The sequence below is a fragment of the Nitrospiraceae bacterium genome, assembly GCA_019637075.1.
Lineage (GTDB): Bacteria > Nitrospirota > Nitrospiria > Nitrospirales > Nitrospiraceae > JAHBWI01.
Map to the genome: position 1 here is coordinate 1 of JAHBWI010000016.1, position 15,186 is coordinate 15,186.

Consider the following 15,186-nt stretch of genomic DNA (forward strand, 5'->3'; position numbering starts at 1 on the left):
TCCCCGTCCCTCCCGTAATTCAGCTAGGCTCGAGGCCTACTCTCCACGATACTTCGAAATGATTGCCTCGCCGATATTGCGCGGCACCTGGTCGTACCGATCGAATTCCATACTGTAGGTCGCTCGCCCCTGCGTCCGCGAACGAAGGTCAGTGGCGTAACCGAACATTTCCATCAGCGGTACGGTAGCCTCGATTGCCTGCGAGCCAGCCCGGACCTTCATGCCCTGGACCTTGCCTCGACGCCCGTTCAAATTGCCAATGACATCGCCCATGAACTCCTGCGGCACCAACACCTCGACCTTCATGATAGGCTCAAGCAGAACCGGATCAGCCTTTTTACAGGCCTCAGAAAAACCCATCGAGCCGGCGATCTTGAAGGCCATTTCGTTGGAGTCCACGTCGTGATACGAACCATCAATGATGGTCACACGCACATCTCGCAACGGATACCCGGCGACGACACCCGATTCCATGCGCTCCTTGACACCCTTCTCGATCGCAGGAATAAATTCTTTGGGAATCGCACCGCCGACGATCTTGTTGACGAACTCTAGCCCTTTACCGGATTCCGCAGGCTCCACCGTCAACACAACATGACCATATTGACCACGACCGCCGGTCTGCTTGATGTACTTCGACTCAGCTTCCGCTTTACGACGGATCGTCTCGCGGAACGCCACTTCGGGCTTGCCGACGTTCGCCTCAACCTTGAACTCCCGCATCAAACGATCGACGATGATCTCGAGATGCAACTCACCCATCCCCGCAATGATGGTCTGCAGCGTCTCCTCGTCGGTACGAACACGGAAGGAAGGATCTTCCTGCGCCAACTTTTGCAGCGCAAAACCCATCTTCTCCTGGTCCTGCTTGGTCTTGGGCTCGATCGCCATCGCAATCACAGGCTCAGGAAATTTCATAACCTCAAGAAGAACCGGCTGCTTCTCCTCGGAGAGCGTATCACCGGTCGTCGCCCCCTTGAGACCGACCGCCGCGACGATGTCCCCGGCATAGGCCGCATCGATTTCTTCCCGCTTATTCGCGTGCATCTTCAAGAGCCGGCCAATGCGATCCTTCGTGCCCTTGGTCACGTTCAGCACGGCCGTCCCAGTCTTCAGCGTCCCAGAATACACCCGGAAGTAGGTCAACTGACCCGCGAATGGATCGGACATGATCTTGAACGCCAAAGCGGCGAACGGTTCATTGTCGGCGGGCTTACGCTCAAGCTCCTTACCAGTGTTCGGATCAATGCCCATGACGGGGGGAATATCCAGGGGAGAGGGAAGAAAATCCACCACTCCATCAAGAAGCTGCTGCACGCCTTTATTCTTAAAGGCCGAACCGCAGAGAACCGGCGTCACCTTCATAGCAATCGCGCCAGCACGCACGACCTTTCGAACTTCATCCTCAGAGACAGGCTGGCCGTTCAGATACTTCTCCATCACCTGGTCATCGAATTCGGCCACGGCCTCGAGCAACTTTTCCCGATATTCCTTGGCCTGGTCGAGCATGCCGGCCGGAATTTCCTCGATCTTATACTTGGCGCCCAACGTCTCATCGTCATACACATACGCCTTCATGGTGATAAGATCGATGGAACCACGATACTCGGACTCGCGTCCGATGGGAATCTGAATGGGAACAGGATTCGCACCAAGCCGATCAATGATCGACTGCACACTGGCATAAAAATCGGCGCCCGTCCGGTCCATCTTATTCATGAACGCGATGCGCGGGACGCGATACTTGTCAGCCTGCCGCCACACAGTCTCAGATTGAGGCTCGACACCCTGCACCGAATCAAACACAGCAACGGCACCATCCAAGACGCGCAAGGAACGCTCGACCTCAATAGTGAAATCCACGTGACCCGGCGTATCGATGATATTGATCCGATGATCCCGCCAAAAACAGGTCGTCGCAGCAGCGGTAATTGTAATACCTCGCTCCCGCTCCTGCTCCATCCAGTCCATGGTGGCAGCGCCCTCATGAACCTCACCCATCTTGTGCGTCATCCCGGTGTAATAGAGAATCCGCTCGGTGGTCGTCGTCTTACCGGCATCGATATGCGCCATGATGCCGATATTGCGAGTCCTGTCTAATGGTGCCTGTCTAGCCACAACTCCCTCTCAAAAAAAACGAACGTGCTGCCGTCAGAGCCAACACCAATCGCTGCGACACAGAGGACTGGCGCGAAGCGATCGCAGCACGGCCCTACAGCAGCACGAAATAAAACTACCAGCGATAATGGGCAAAGGCCTTATTGGCCTCCGCCATACGATGCACGTCTTCTCGCTTCTTCACCGAAGCGCCCGTGTTATTGGACGCGTCGAGCAACTCTCCCGCCAACTTCTCCTGCATGCTCTTTCCGCCGCGAGCACGGGAGAAATCCGTAATCCATCGCAGCGCCAGCGAGACACGCCGGGTCGGACGGATCTCCACCGGGACCTGATAGGACGCACCACCGACACGACGAGACTTGACTTCGACAACCGGCTTGACATTATCAATCGCCGCACGGAAGATCTTCATCGGGTCGCCGCCGTTAGTCCGCTGCTGAATCAGATCAAATGCACCATAGCAGACACGCTCGGCCGTACTCTTCTTCCCGCCCTTCATCAGAACGTTCAGAAACTTCCCGACGAGCTTGTCGCGATACTTGGAATCCGGCTGCGCTTCCCGATGACCGAAAAATTGTCCGCGTGGCATGCTACTCCAACTAATAAGTGCTGAGGTTTCACAATCCGGCGCCGAGGAAGGCCAGGCCCCCGATCAGCACCGCAGTAGAATGAAATTTACTTCGGCCGCTTTGCCCCATACTTCGAACGACCCTGCTTCCGATCAGCAACGCCCACCGCATCCAACGAACCGCGGACGATGTGATAGCGAACGCCCGGCAAGTCCTTCACGCGGCCACCGCGCACGAGCACAATGGAGTGCTCCTGCAAATTATGACCGACACCTGGGATATAGGTCGTCACCTCCATCCCGTTGGTCAACCGGACACGGGCAACCTTTCGGAGAGCGGAGTTCGGCTTCTTCGGAGTGGTTGTATAGACGCGGAGACATACGCCCCGCTTCTGAGGACACCGCTTCAAAGCAGGACTTTTGGTCTTGGACTTCACCAAAGTCCGCCCTTTTCTGACAAGCTGATTAATCGTTGGCATGCACTCTACTCTTTCGTGAAAAAACAACTATTTGCTTCACATTGCTCCTGAGCGAAGCCGTCGGATTATAGAGATGGAAACCTGTCCTGTCAAGGAGCTTCTTTCGCCTACTAAGAATTTCCACCTTCAGACGCGCTGGGCGCGGCGCTTGGTTGCCCAACCGCCACCGCCTGGGCAGTTCCTTCGACCGCCGCAACGCTCTTTTCACTGACGACGAAGGTATCGCGGTACTCCTCAAAGCCGCTACCAGCAGGAATGAGACGTCCGACGATGACGTTTTCCTTCAGGCCCAAGAGATTGTCTTCGCGGCCATTGATGGCTGCTTCGGTCAATACACGCGTGGTTTCCTGGAACGAAGCCGCCGAGATGAAGCTGTCCGTCGTCAAGGCCGCCTTAGTGATGCCGAGCAACACCGGCTTGCCGAGCGCCGCCTTTCCGCTCTTCTCAAGGACCCGCTGGTTCTCGAGATCGAACAGGCCCTTGCTCACCTGGCTGCCCGGGAGAAACTCCGTGTCCCCCGGATCTTCGATCCGCACCTTGCGAAGCATCTGCCGAACAATAATTTCGATGTGTTTGTCGTTGATCGACACACCCTGCAGGCGATACACGTCTTGCACTTCGTCCACAAGGTACTTCTGGAGTTCCTTGGGACCGAGGACGTCGAGAATGTCATGCGGATTCGCCGAGCCATCCATTAACGGCTCACCTGCCCGCACCCAGTCGCCCTCGTGCACGTTGACATGCTTACCCTTGGGAATGAAGTACTCCTTCACATCCCCCATCTTGTTGTCGACCATGACCTTGCGCATGCCCTTGACGAAGCCACCGTAGGACACTTCACCGTCGATTTCGCTAATGACGGCCTGTTCCTTCGGCTTGCGGGCCTCGAACAACTCCGCCACGCGCGGGAGACCACCGGTAATGTCCTTGGTCTTCGTCGTTTCACGCGGGATCTTCGCCAACACATCGCCCGGATGGATCGTGGCGCCTTTTTCGACGAAGATGTGCGCGCCGACCGGCAACAGATATCGTGCAACGGCCGATCCGCCGGCGACCTTCGCCGTCTTGCCGCTGTCGTCCTTGATGGAGACGCGTGGACGCAACGTCGTGGCACCGCTATGCTCAATGATGACCTTGCGGGAAAGACCGGTGACTTCATCGAACTCTTCCTTCATCGTCACACCTTCGACGATGTCGCCGTAAGCCACCTTTCCACCCGTCTCGGTCAGAATGGTCAAAGAGTAGGGGTCCCACTCCACCAGTTTTTGTCCAAGCTCCACACGGTCGCCGTCCTTGTTCTTGATCTTGGCGCCGTAAACCACTGGATACTTCTCACGCTCACGCCCTGTGTCGTCCACGATGGCGATCTTCGCGTTCCGGTTCATTACCACCCACTCGCCCTCTTTGTTGCGGACGGCAATGCCGGCATTGTGCACATCGGCATTCTTCTTGGCGTCGAAGCTCATGAACTTGATGTGGCCGGCGTGTTTCGCCTCCAACACCGTCTGCTCCACGACCTTGCTCGCCGTACCGCCGATGTGGAACGTCCGCATGGTGAGCTGCGTACCAGGCTCACCGATGGATTGCGCCGCGATGACGCCCACCGGTTCCCCCTTCTCGACCAAACGCCCGCGCGCCAAGTCCCGGCCGTAACACAGCTTGCAGACGCCGCGCTGCGACTGGCACGTGAGCACGGACCGAATCTTCACCCGGTCGACACCGGCTTCGACGATGTCTTTCGCCTGCTCTTCACCGATTTCTTCGTTGAAGGACACAATGATTTCGCCGGTCACAGGGTCGCGGATATCCTCCGCCGACAACCGGCCGAGTACGCGTTCCTCGAGGGGTTGGATGATTTCTCCACCTTCGACGAGCGCACTGACCATGATGCCGTCGCTGGTTCCGCAATCTTCTTCGCTGATGATGACGTCCTGCGCGATATCGACCAATCGCCGGGTCAGATACCCGGAGTTCGCCGTCTTCAGCGCCGTGTCGGCCAAACCCTTGCGCGCGCCGTGGGTCGAGATGAAGTACTGCAACACCGTCAACCCTTCGCGGAAATTCGCGGTGATCGGCGTCTCAATGATTTCTCCAGACGGCTTCGCCATCAGTCCGCGCATGCCGCCCAACTGACGGATCTGCTGCGAGCTGCCTCTGGCACCCGAGTCGGCCATCATAAAAATCGGATTGAACGCCTCGATCTTGGCCGGATCACCGCCGCCGCCCAATTCCTTCATCATCTCATTGGCGACCTGCTCGGTCACATGGGCCCAAATGTCGATGACCTTGTTGTAGCGTTCGCCGTTGGTGATCAAACCTTCGCTGTACTGCTTTTCGATTTCATTGACTTCCCGTTGTGCCTTCCCGATCAAGTCTTCCTTACGGGTCGGGATGTGCATGTTGTCGATGCAGATCGACATGCCCGCGCGGGTGGCGTAGTGGAAGCCCAAGTTCTTGATCTTATCGAGGAACGTCACGGTTTCGCGGTGGCCAGCCTGCCGGTAGACGGCGTCGATAAGTTTGGTCATCTCTTTTTTGGTCATGAGCTTGTTGGCGTCGGTGAACGGGATCATCGGCGGCAAGATCTCAGAAAGGATGACACGACCGGTCGTCGTCTGCAGCAAGGAGCCCTTGAAGCGAACCTTGATCCGGGCATGCTCATTGAGTTCGCCCGCATCATACGCAATGCGCGCTTCTTCAGGCGAACCGAACACCTTGCCTTCACCCTTCGCCCCGACGCGCTCCTTGGTCAGCCAATAGCAGCCCAAGACCATGTCCTGAGACGGTACCGCGATCGGCTTACCGTTCGCGGGCGACAAGATGTTGTTAATCGACATCATCAGTACGCGAGCTTCGATCTGAGCCTCGACCGACAAAGGCACGTGGACCGCCATCTGGTCGCCGTCGAAGTCCGCGTTGAAGGCCGCGCAGACCAACGGATGCAGCCGAATCGCCTTACCTTCCACCAGGACGGGATCGAACGCCTGAATACCCAGACGGTGCAGGGTCGGTGCGCGATTCAGGAGTACAGGGTGCTCGCGAATCACCTCATCGAGCACGTCCCACACTTCCGGCCGCTCCTTTTCCACCAGGCGCTTCGCGCTCTTGATGGTCGTGGCAGCGCCGCGCTCCTCCAATTTATGAAAGATGAACGGCTTGAACAATTCCAAGGCCATTTTCTTCGGCAGACCGCATTGGTGCAGGCGGAGTTCCGGTCCGACCACGATGACGGTACGGCCCGAGTAATCCACGCGCTTACCGAGCAAGTTCTGACGGAAGCGCCCCTGCTTGCCCTTCAGCATATCGCTCAAGGACTTCAGCGGCCGCTTGTTTGGCCCACGAATCGCCCGACCGCGCCGCCCGTTGTCGAAGAGAGCATCGACCGCTTCCTGCAACATGCGCATTTCATTGCGGATGATGACGCCCGGCGCCTTCAACTCAATGAGGCGTTTGAGGCGATTATTCCGATTGATCACACGGCGATAGAGGTCGTTGAGATCGGACGTCGCAAACCGGCCGCCGTCGAGGGGAACCAACGGACGCAATTCCGGCGGCAAGACCGGGATCACATCCATGATCATCCACTCGGGCTTGTTTCCCGAACGCCGGAACGCTTCCAACACTTTCAACCGCTTCGCATATTTCTTCTTCAACGCGGCCGAGGCCGAAGCCTTGGCCTTCACATGCAATTCGTCCCACTGGGCGTTGATATCAACCTTACGAAGCAATTCACGAATCGCTTCCGCTCCGATCCCCACCTTGAACGCGCCGCTGCCGTATTCCGACTGCAGCGAACGGAGCTGCTCCTCCGAGACGAGATCTTTTTCACTCATGTTGGTGGACCCCGGGTCCACCATGACATAGCTTTCGAAGTAGAGAATCTTTTCCAGCTGCTTGAGGCTCATGTCGAGCAAGGTCCCGATGCGGCTGGGCACGCCCTTCAAGAACCAAATATGGGCAACGGGAGCCGCCAACTCGATATGCCCCATGCGCTCGCGGCGCACCTTGGACTGGATCACCTCGACGCCGCACTTATCGCAGACGATGCCGCGATGCTTCATGCGTTTGTACTTGCCGCAGTTGCACTCCCAATCCTTGATCGGGCCGAAAATTTTGGCGCAAAACAGCCCATCTTTTTCAGGCTTGAACGATCGGTAATTGATCGTCTCGGGCTTCTTCACTTCGCCGTAGGACCAGGATCGGATTTTTTCGGGCGACGCGATGCGAATCCGCATCGAGTCGAACGACACCGAGTCACGCGGCTTTTCAAACAGTGTGTATACGCCTTCCAAGGTTGCCCCTCCTTAACGGTCGCCTGACCGCAGTTCTGAGTTATGAGCGGTGAGTTCCACTGGTCTCAGTACTCAACTCTCAGCACTTGAATCAGTCCTTCGACTTCACGAGCTCCACATCCAGCCCCAGACTTTGCAGTTCCTTCACCAACACGTTGAACGACTCCGGCAAGCCCGGCTCCAGATACGGCTCTCCCTTTACGATCGCCTCGTACATGCGCGAGCGGCCCGGCACGTCGTCCGACTTGACGGTGAGAAATTCCTGGAGCGTGGAGGCGGCACCGTAGGCCTGCAATGCCCACACTTCCATTTCTCCCAGCCGCTGACCGCCGAACTGCGCCTTACCGCCCAACGGTTGCTGGGTCACCAGCGAGTACGGACCGATGGACCGGGCGTGAATTTTGTCGTCCACCAGGTGGTGGAGCTTCAAGACATACATATATCCAACCGTCACGGGACTGCCGAACGGCTCCCCCGTTCTGCCGTCGTTGAGAACGGTCTGGCCGCTGGGCGACAGTTTCGCCTTCTTCAGCAGCTCCTTGATTTCCTTTTCCGAGGCGCCGTCGAACACCGGGCTTGCCACCTTGATGCCCAAGGCCCGCGCGGCCCAACCGAGGTGGGTCTCCAGAATCTGCCCCACGTTCATACGAGACGGCACACCGAGCGGATTCAGGACGATTTCCACCGGCGTCCCGTCCGGGAGATACGGCATATCCTCTTCCGGCAGCACGCGCGACACCACACCCTTGTTGCCGTGGCGGCCGGCCATCTTGTCGCCGACCTGAATCTTGCGCTTCATCGCAATATAAACTTTGACGAGCTTAATGACGCCGGGAGGCAGCTCATCGCCTCGCTTCAAGCGGCCGACCTTCTCGTCGTACAGGGTCTGCAGGATCTCAATCTGCTCCTTCGCACGGCGCTCGACATCCTCGAGCTCCTTCTGCTCGTCTGGATCGCTGAGAATAATGTGCCGCACCATGTCGTCGGGAAGCCGCTTGAGGATCTCCGCCGTCAGCTTGCCCTTCTTCTTCAGAATGACATCGCCGGTCTCAGGATCCATGAGGTCGCGGCCGACCACTTTACCCAACAGGAGCTTGCGAACCTTCTTGGTCTTTTCGTCCTCGATGATGCGCAGCTCTTCCTGGTGGTCCCGCTGCAACTTCATGTGATCTTCGCTCTCGATGCTCTTGGAGCGTTCGTCCTTATCCATGCCCTTGCGGGAGAAGATCTTGACGTCGACCACGATACCTTCTACGCCAGGCGGAACGGTCAGAGACGTGTCTTTCACGTCGCCGGCCTTTTCGCCAAAGATCGCGCGAAGGAGCTTTTCTTCCGGTGTAAGTTGCGTTTCGCCCTTCGGAGTTACCTTACCGACGAGAATGTCCCCCGGCTTGACCTCCGCGCCGATGCGGATGATGCCGCTTTCGTCCAGGTCGCGCAGCGCTTCTTCGCCGACATTCGGAATATCGCGGGTAATTTCTTCCTTGCCCAGCTTCGTATCACGGGCCTCGACTTCGAACTCCTCGATATGGATCGAGGTGAACGCGTCTTCACGCACGAGCTTTTCGCTCAACAGAATTGCGTCTTCGAAGTTGTAACCGCCCCACGGCATGAACGCCACGAGCACGTTCTTCCCGAGCGCCAGTTCGCCGTGGTCGATGGCAGGACCGTCGGCCAACACTTGGCCCTTGTTCACGGGCTCACCGATCCGCACCACGGGGGTCTGGGTGATACAGGTATTTTGGTTCGAACGCTGGAACTTGATCATTTCATAGACGTCGAGACCCGAATCGTTACGCTTCTTGCCATCCTTCGAATCGGCACGAACCACGATCCTTGTCGCATCTACGCTTTCGACCACGCCGCCGCGCTTGGCCTGGACCACATAGCCCGAGTCCCGTGCCACGACGGATTCCATTCCGGTGCCGACCAAGGGGGATTCCGCCTTGATCAGAGGAACCGCTTGGCGTTGCATGTTGGATCCCATCAAAGCGCGGTTGGCGTCGTCATGCTCGAGGAAGGGAACGAGGGCCGTCGCCACGCTGACGACCTGCTTCGGAGAAACGTCCATATACTCGACCTTGTCCGGCGTCGCCGTGATAAAGTCGCCGCCGAATCTGGCGGATACGGTCTCGGAAACGAGCTTGCCACCTCCATCCACCTTGCTGTTCGCCTGTGCGATGACATACTTGTCGCCTTCGATGGCCGAGAGATACTCGATTTCCTCGACAACGCGCCCCTTGAGTACCTTGCGATAAGGAGCCTCAATGAACCCGAACTCATTGATGCGGGCATAGGTAGCCAGCGAGGTGATCAACCCAATGTTCGGACCTTCCGGCGTTTCGATCGGACAGATGCGGCTGTAGTGAGACGGATGCACGTCACGAACTTCGAACCCCGCGCGCTCACGGGTCAAGCCGCCTGGGCCGAGAGCCGACAGCCGCCGCTTGTGCGTGATTTCCGCCAGCGGATTCGTTTGGTCCATAAACTGCGACAGCTGGCTGCTGCTGAAAAATTCCTTCACGGCCGCCACCACCGGCTTGGCGTTGATGAGGTCGTGCGGCAACACGGTCTCCATATCGAGGAGATTCATGCGCTCCTTGATACTGCGCTCCATCCGCACGAGCCCGAGCCGGAACTGGTTTTCCAATAACTCACCCACCGAGCGTACACGACGATTGCCCAAGTGGTCGATGTCGTCGATTTCCCCGCGCCCGATTTTCAGGTTCACCAGATACCGCACGACTTCGACGATATCCTGGGCCGTGAGGGTACGCTGCTCAAGCGGCAAATCCAGCCCGAGCTTTTTGTTGAGCTTGAGTCGTCCCACCGGTGACAGGTCATACCGCTTGGGGCTCAGGAACAGATTGTCGAACAAGGCCCGCGCCGTTTCGACCGAAGGCGTTTCACCGGGACGGAGGCGCCTATAGATCTCCACCATCGCCTCTTCCTTCGATCCGGTTCGCTCCATGTCGAGCGTATCCAGGATGACAGGGGTTGCGCTGGCAGTATCGAGGTAAATGACCTTGAATTCCTCGATGTCGCTCTCAAGAATCTTGTCGAGAATCTCGGCGGTCAAACGCTGATTCTTCTCAACGAGCTTTTCCTTATTGCCGCTGTCGGCTAATTCGGTCAACACGGCTCGGCCGACCAATTCAGCCGGGGTGACTGGAATTTCCTTGACCCCCGCAGTCTTGAGTTTGGCGATCAGAGCCTTCGTGAGCTTGGCACCTTCCCGTACGAGCGGCTCTTTACCGCCCTTCTCAACCACCTCGGAGGAGCACTTCAAACCGTGGTGGATTTCCGGATCCAGCTTCCGGTAGAGCTTCCCCTTGGAGACCCGGATTTCTTCCACCGGGTAATACATCCGGAGCAAATCGTCCGTCGAATACCCGAAAGCCTTCAGCAGAATCGTCGCCGGCATCTTTCTGCGGCGATCGATACGCACATACAGAATGTCGCGCGCATCGAACTCAAAATCGAGCCACGAGCCGCGATAGGGAATAATGCGCGCCGAGTAGAGCACCTTCCCGCTGGCATGCGTCCGCCCCTTGTCGTGGGTGAACGACGCCCCCGGAGACCGATGCAACTGGCTAACCACTACGCGTTCGGTCCCGTTGATGATGAACGTGCCGCGCTCGGTCATCAGCGGGAGTTCTCCCACATAGACTTCCTGCTCGCGGACGTCCAACACCTTCTTTTTCGGACCCTTGTCTTCCTTGTCGAATACGATGAGCCTGACTCGCAACTTCAGCGGAACGGCGAACGTCATTCCCTGCTCCAGACACTCCCGTTCGTCATACTTGGGCGTGCCCAGGGAATAGTTCGAAAATTCCAACGCCGCCGTATTGTTGTAGTCGGCGATCGGAAATACGCTGGCTAACGCCGCCTGCAACCCCTGATCCTTGCGACGCTCAGGCTCGACCTCCATCTGCAGGAATTCCTCGTAGGATCGTTTCTGGATTTCGATGAGATCGGGAATATCGATGCTCGTGCGAATCCGAGAAAAATCCTTCCGTTCGACAAACTCCGCGAGAGTCGATTCCGACATTCGTTAGCCCTCCAGGCTCAAAGTAAGATGACCGCGTAGCGCCCTAGCAACCCAAAACCCGACCCGAGATCACTCAGCAATGCCTACTTGACCTCGACCTTGGCGCCGCTCTCCTCGAGCTTCTTCTTCATCGAGTCGGCTTCTTCCTTGGCCACGCCGGTCTTGACGGGCTTCGGGGCGCCCTCGACCAGATCCTTCGCTTCCTTCAATCCGAGGCTGGTCAGTTCGCGAACGACCTTGATGATTTGGATCTTCTTGTCCGCCGGAGCCCCCGCCAAAATGACGTCAAACGCCGTCTTCTCTTCCGCCGGAGCCGCCGCCGCGCCGCCGCCGGCCGGAGCCGCCGCCATCGCCACCGGAGCCGCCGCAGTCACGCCGAAGCGGGACTCGAGACCCTTGACCAACTCGGCCAATTCCAACACGCTCATGCCCTCGATTGCCTTGATCATCTCATCCTGTGAAAGCTTGGTTCCTGCTGCTGACATGTCGCCCTCCCCTTTCTTTTTGTCCTGAATGGCTGCAATGACTCGCACAAATTTACTCAACACCCCGCTCAACGCATACACGACGCCGCGAATCGGACCCTGCATGGCCGACAGCAGCATGGCAATGAGCACTTCCTTCTTCGGGAGCTTGGCAACCTCGGCCAACTCGGCCGGCTTCACCACTTTCCCCTCCAAGATCCCGACGGTGATCTTGATCTTCTCTTCGCGCTTCTCGGCCTGGATGAACTCGCGCAGCACCTTCGTGGGAAGGACCGGATCGTCGTACCCGATCACCATGCCCGTGGGGCCCTTGAAGTGCGTCTTCACCCCCGCGATCATGGTCCCATCGGACGCCCGAGCGGCCAGCGTGTTCTTGACCACGCAATACTCCGCCTTAGCCCCCCGCAATTGCTTGCGGAGCTCGGTCATCTGATTCACGGGCAGACCGGCACATTCCGTCAGAATCGCCAACCGGGCTCGGCCGAATTTCTCCGCCAATTCCTCGATTGCTACTGCCTTTTCTTCTTTCTTCATGACCTATCCCCTTACTGAGAACGTCCCGGTTCTCAACTCCAAATCTTCGACAACGCCACGGGATCCAACATTACCCCCGGCCCCATCGTGCTCGAGATCGTCACACTCTTCAGGTACCGCCCCTTACAGGAGGACGGCTTGGCCTTGACCACTGACTCCAAGACGGCATAGGCATTGTCGTAAAGCTTGTCCACTTCGAAGGACACCTTGCCGACCGGCACCTGCACGATGCCCGCCTTCTCGACCTTGAATTCGACCCGGCCTTTTCGGATTTCGCTCACAGCCTTACCGACCTCGAAGGTGACGGTTCCGGTCTTGGGATTCGGCATGAGTCCGCGCGGGCCCAACACCTTTCCAAGCTTACCGACCGAAGCCATCAGGTCCGGCGTGGAAATGGCGCAATCGAAATCCATCCAGCCGCCCTTGATCTTTTCCATGAGATCGTCTGAACCGACGAAGTCGGCGCCCGCCTGACGGGCCTCCTGCTCCTTTTCGCCCTTGGCGAACACCAGGACGCGGAGCTTCTTGCCTGTCCCGTGCGGCAATGCCGTCGTTCCCCGCACCATCTGGTCGGAACGCTTGGGGTCGATCCCCAGACGAATCGCCAGGTCGACCGACTCGTCGAACTTGGCATAGGCCGACTTTTTCACGAGGTCAACGGCGTCTTTCAGCCCATAAAACTTTGGCTCCACTTTTTCCAGAGCCGCGGTCATCTTCTTTCCCATGCTGCTACTCCTTCACTTCCGCAACAAGATCAGGGTTCCGCCTATTGGACGGTGATGCCCATGCTCCGCGCGGTCCCTTCGATGATCTTGATCGCTCCCTCAAGATCGGCCGCGTTGAGGTCGGCCAATTTCTTCTGCGCGATCTCCTTGACCTGGGCCTTGCTCACCTTGCCGACCTTATCCTTGTGCGGCACGCCCGAGCCCTTGATGACGCCGGCTGCCTTCTTGAGCAGGTCCGACGCCGGCGGCGTCTTCATGATGAAGGTAAAGCTGCGATCCTTATAGACCGTGATGATAACGGGGATGACGCTGTCCCCATCCTTCTGGGTCTTGGCATTGAATTGCTTGCAGAACTCCATGATATTGACGCCGTGCTGCCCCAATGACGGACCGACCGGCGGCGCTGGGTTCGCCTTTCCCGCGGGAATCTGCAACTTGATCTGCGCTGATACTTCCTTGGCCATGACGACTCCTGACGTAGAGTTCCAAGTATCGAGTTATGAGTTCTGAGTTTCACCTCGTGAGAACTGACAACTCATAACTCCGGACTCGGAACTTTGTTTAGATGCGTTCCACCTGCAAAAACCCGAGCTCGACCGGGGTCGAGCGTCCAAAAATACTCACGAACACCTTGACTCGGCTGTGATCAGAGTCGACCTCGTCCACCACGCCATTGAAGCCAAGAAACGGTCCATCGACGATACGCACATTGTCGCCCTTGATGAAGCGGACCTGTTCGCGGGGCCCCGCCGCACCAGCATCCACCTGCTTGAGCAGAGACTCGACTTCCTCGGAAGACAGCGGAGTCGGTTGAGCGCCACCTCCGACAAACCCGGTGACCTTAGGCGTCTCCTTGATCATCTGGAGGGTCTCATCTGCCAAAGGCGATTCCAGCTCAACTAGCACATAGCCCGGGAAGAACTTCCGCCGGGAGGTCCGCCGCTTGCCGTCTTTGATCTCAATGACATCTTCAGTCGGCACCAACACCTGCCCCAGACGTTCGGTCAGCCCCATTTGGTTGGCCCGTTCGAGCAAACTGGTCTTCACTCGACCTTCAAAGCCCGCATAGGTGTGAATGACGTACCAGTTCTTATTGCTCATCGTCTCCCCTCAGAATGGACGAACTGCATCGAGTCGCCGCCGGCAAACCTTTCGCTCACCGGACATGCCGAACTCAGATGACCTTCCGCATCAGCCAACCCAGGACCGAATCAACAAACGAGAGATAAAAGGACATGAGAATGCAGAACACGATGACCACGGTGGTCGCGCCGATGGTCTCGGCTCTGGTAGGGAACGAGACCTTCTTCAACTCGCTCCGTACCCCGTCGATAAACTCTCGAATCGAAGCCGTCATTCGCTGAAACACGATTGGAATCCTCTCTTCGCTCTATGCCCAAGCTCCGAAACCAGGTCCGGATACGGGTACGCGGGTCGAGCCCGCACCCCGAACTCACTTCCGGGGCCCACGCGCTCACCGGAAGGCATCAAGTGAATCCCGGCGCGAGCGCGTTCCGCACAAACCACCCCCTACCTGCGGGACCTATTCCGTCGCCAAGCACACACACCTTGACGCCGGATCGCGCAAGCGAGGTTTGGCAGGGGCACTAGGATTTGAACCCAGACTCTCGGTTTTGGAGACCGATGTGCTGCCATTAACACCATGCCCCTATCGCGTACCCGCTACTTCACTTCCTTATGAGGCTGATGCTTTCGGCAAAACTTGCAGTACTTGTTCCGCTCCAGCCGATCCGGATCGTTTTTCTTGTTTTTTCTGGTCGTGTAGTTGCGCTGTTTGCAAGTCGTACAGGCCAGGTCAATAATGTCTCGCATCTCGATGCTCCTTAGCTGTCAGCCGACAGCTTTCAGCTTTAAGCCAAGATCTCCGTGACGACGCCGGAGCCGACGGTTTTGCCGCCCTCGCGGACCGCGAA

The 15,186-nt window shown here is 57.7% G+C and carries 12 protein-coding genes and 1 tRNA gene; all 13 read right to left on the bottom strand.

What is annotated here, in order from left to right; genetic code table 11:
- Positions 1–36 precede the first annotated feature (36 nt).
- Entirely contained in the window at positions 37–2,118 is a 2,082-nt protein-coding gene (fusA, locus tag KF814_18885; protein MBX3238220.1) for an elongation factor G, read from the bottom strand.
- A 115-nt stretch (positions 2,119–2,233) separates the two neighbouring features.
- Positions 2,234–2,707 carry a 30S ribosomal protein S7 gene (rpsG, locus tag KF814_18890; GenBank protein ID MBX3238221.1) on the bottom strand — a complete coding sequence of 158 codons (474 nt, stop codon included), beginning with the start codon at positions 2,705–2,707 and terminating at the stop codon, positions 2,234–2,236.
- 86 nt (positions 2,708–2,793) lie between these two features.
- The gene (gene rpsL, locus KF814_18895) at positions 2,794–3,165 is read right to left on the bottom strand and encodes a 30S ribosomal protein S12 (protein ID MBX3238222.1); all 372 of its coding nucleotides are present in this window, start codon (positions 3,163–3,165) and stop codon (positions 2,794–2,796) included.
- 110 nt (positions 3,166–3,275) lie between these two features.
- Positions 3,276–7,457: a DNA-directed RNA polymerase subunit beta' gene (gene rpoC, locus KF814_18900; protein ID MBX3238223.1), complete on the bottom strand. Its 4,182-nt coding sequence runs from the start codon at positions 7,455–7,457 to the stop codon at positions 3,276–3,278.
- Between the two features lie 91 nt (positions 7,458–7,548).
- On the bottom strand, positions 7,549–11,508 hold the full coding sequence (rpoB, locus tag KF814_18905) for a DNA-directed RNA polymerase subunit beta (protein MBX3238224.1): 3,960 nt from the start codon (positions 11,506–11,508) through the stop codon (positions 7,549–7,551).
- A gap of 83 nt (positions 11,509–11,591) precedes the next feature.
- Entirely contained in the window at positions 11,592–12,527 is a 936-nt protein-coding gene (rplJ, locus tag KF814_18910) for a 50S ribosomal protein L10 (GenBank protein ID MBX3238225.1), read from the bottom strand.
- Positions 12,528–12,559: 32 nt separating this feature from the next.
- Complete coding sequence (rplA, locus tag KF814_18915; GenBank protein ID MBX3238226.1) at positions 12,560–13,252, bottom strand: 50S ribosomal protein L1; 693 nt, start codon at positions 13,250–13,252, stop codon at positions 12,560–12,562.
- Positions 13,253–13,293: 41 nt separating this feature from the next.
- Entirely contained in the window at positions 13,294–13,716 is a 423-nt protein-coding gene (gene rplK, locus KF814_18920; protein ID MBX3238227.1) for a 50S ribosomal protein L11, read from the bottom strand.
- Positions 13,717–13,813: 97 nt separating this feature from the next.
- The gene (nusG, locus tag KF814_18925; protein ID MBX3238228.1) at positions 13,814–14,353 is read right to left on the bottom strand and encodes a transcription termination/antitermination protein NusG; all 540 of its coding nucleotides are present in this window, start codon (positions 14,351–14,353) and stop codon (positions 13,814–13,816) included.
- Between the two features lie 73 nt (positions 14,354–14,426).
- On the bottom strand, positions 14,427–14,621 hold the full coding sequence (secE, locus tag KF814_18930; GenBank protein ID MBX3238229.1) for a preprotein translocase subunit SecE: 195 nt from the start codon (positions 14,619–14,621) through the stop codon (positions 14,427–14,429).
- Between the two features lie 227 nt (positions 14,622–14,848).
- Positions 14,849–14,923: transfer RNA gene (locus tag KF814_18935), tRNA-Trp, on the bottom strand.
- Between the two features lie 12 nt (positions 14,924–14,935).
- Positions 14,936–15,085 (bottom strand): 50S ribosomal protein L33, encoded by a 150-nt coding sequence (gene rpmG / locus KF814_18940; GenBank protein MBX3238230.1) that lies wholly within the window; start codon positions 15,083–15,085, stop codon positions 14,936–14,938.
- A gap of 38 nt (positions 15,086–15,123) precedes the next feature.
- Positions 15,124–15,186, bottom strand: a 63-nt coding sequence (locus KF814_18945) for a hypothetical protein (protein MBX3238231.1), incomplete at its 5' end; no start/stop codon positions are given.

Bases quoted from the DNA above. Each gene is read 5' to 3' on its own strand.
- rpsG (MBX3238221.1), bottom strand. From the start codon at position 2,707: ATGCCACGCGGACAATTTTTCGGTCATCGGGAAGCGCAGCCGGATTCC.
- rpsL (MBX3238222.1), bottom strand. From the start codon at position 3,165: ATGCCAACGATTAATCAGCTTGTCAGAAAAGGGCGGACTTTGGTGAAG.
- rpoB (MBX3238224.1), bottom strand. From the start codon at position 11,508: ATGTCGGAATCGACTCTCGCGGAGTTTGTCGAACGGAAGGATTTTTCT.
- rplJ (MBX3238225.1), bottom strand. From the start codon at position 12,527: ATGAAGAAAGAAGAAAAGGCAGTAGCAATCGAGGAATTGGCGGAGAAA.
- rplA (MBX3238226.1), bottom strand. From the start codon at position 13,252: ATGGGAAAGAAGATGACCGCGGCTCTGGAAAAAGTGGAGCCAAAGTTT.
- rplK (MBX3238227.1), bottom strand. From the start codon at position 13,716: ATGGCCAAGGAAGTATCAGCGCAGATCAAGTTGCAGATTCCCGCGGGA.
- nusG (MBX3238228.1), bottom strand. From the start codon at position 14,353: ATGAGCAATAAGAACTGGTACGTCATTCACACCTATGCGGGCTTTGAA.
- rpmG (MBX3238230.1), bottom strand. From the start codon at position 15,085: ATGCGAGACATTATTGACCTGGCCTGTACGACTTGCAAACAGCGCAAC.